We start from the raw sequence: 1,114 nt of genomic DNA, 5'->3' as shown, positions 1-1,114 counted from the left end.
CGGCGCTGTTCGCACCGCTAAAGCTGGTCAGTAAAAGGGTGGCGAACAGGTAGCCGGCCTGGTGTGCTCTTTTTTGTTTCATTAAGGAGATCCTTATCTCGTGTCATGAACCGCGAGCGCGTTAATAATAGTAATTATCATTTGCACTCTCACTACGTTCACGAATGAGGAAACGGATCACTGAACCATGAAAATGAACTTTTTAATTAAAAAATCACAACACATTGTAAAATATGAAATTATTATGGCGAGAGAATCACCAGTCGTTCGGTCACTTTGCGCATCTGGAACCCGACACTGGCTTGCAAAGAGGCCAATGCCGCATCACTGTCCGCCAGCGAGAAGCTACCGGTCACCGTTTCATTGGCCAACGCGGATGCTGAGATGAGAATACGCCCAGAACGATAGCGTTCCACCTCACGCACCACATCGGCCAAGCGAGCGCGATAGAAAATATAACGTCCGTCGCGCCAGGCCATTTCGTCTGCAACATTCACGCTGACAGGCGCATGAGTACCGCTGGCGCTAAAGCGCGCCTGTTCGCCCGGCTTCAGCACCGTTGGCGTCATCGCGCTACCGGCTGTCACCGCGACACTCCCCTTTGCCAGGGTTACCAGTGCCGCGTCATCGATCAGCCGTACATCGAATTGTGTGCCAAGCACCCGCACATCACCGGCCGCCGTTGCCACCACAAAGGGCGTTTGCGACGGTGTGACATCAAAAAAAGCGGCACCGCGCAGCAAGTGGACGCGCCGCCCTTGCGGCGTAAACGCTACGCTGAACGCGCTATCCGCATCCAGCAATAGCCGCGAGCCATCTGCCAGCGTTACGTCACGACGTTCGCCCTTGCTCGCCACGTGGCTCGCCGTCACATCCTGCATCCAGTAGGGATTTTCCAACCAGAGAACCCCTGCCATCACCAACGCACAACAGGCACTGGCCGAGACCAGCCACCGCCTTGCGCGTTGATGGCGTTTTGCCTGCTTGATTGCCGTGAGATAAACCGCCAGGGCTTCAGACTCCTTTTCCGCCAGTCGCTTGCCCGGTGCCGCAGTGGCCTGCCACACCGCCTCGACTGCGCGATAGGCGTCATCGTGGGGGGGATGACTCTGTC

The 1,114-nt window shown here is 56.4% G+C and carries 1 protein-coding gene; it reads right to left on the bottom strand.

Going from position 1 to position 1,114, the window contains the following annotated elements; translation table 11 throughout:
* Nucleotides 1-242: 242 nt before the first annotated feature.
* Nucleotides 243-1,114 (bottom strand): FecR family protein (locus J5224_RS29300; RefSeq protein ID WP_264628585.1); only part of this gene is annotated, 872 nt, incomplete at its 5' end.

Source organism: Candidatus Symbiopectobacterium sp. NZEC135 (assembly GCF_025962695.1).
Note: the sequence above shows the minus strand (reverse complement) of the source record. Positions and strands in the feature narration are given on the sequence as shown.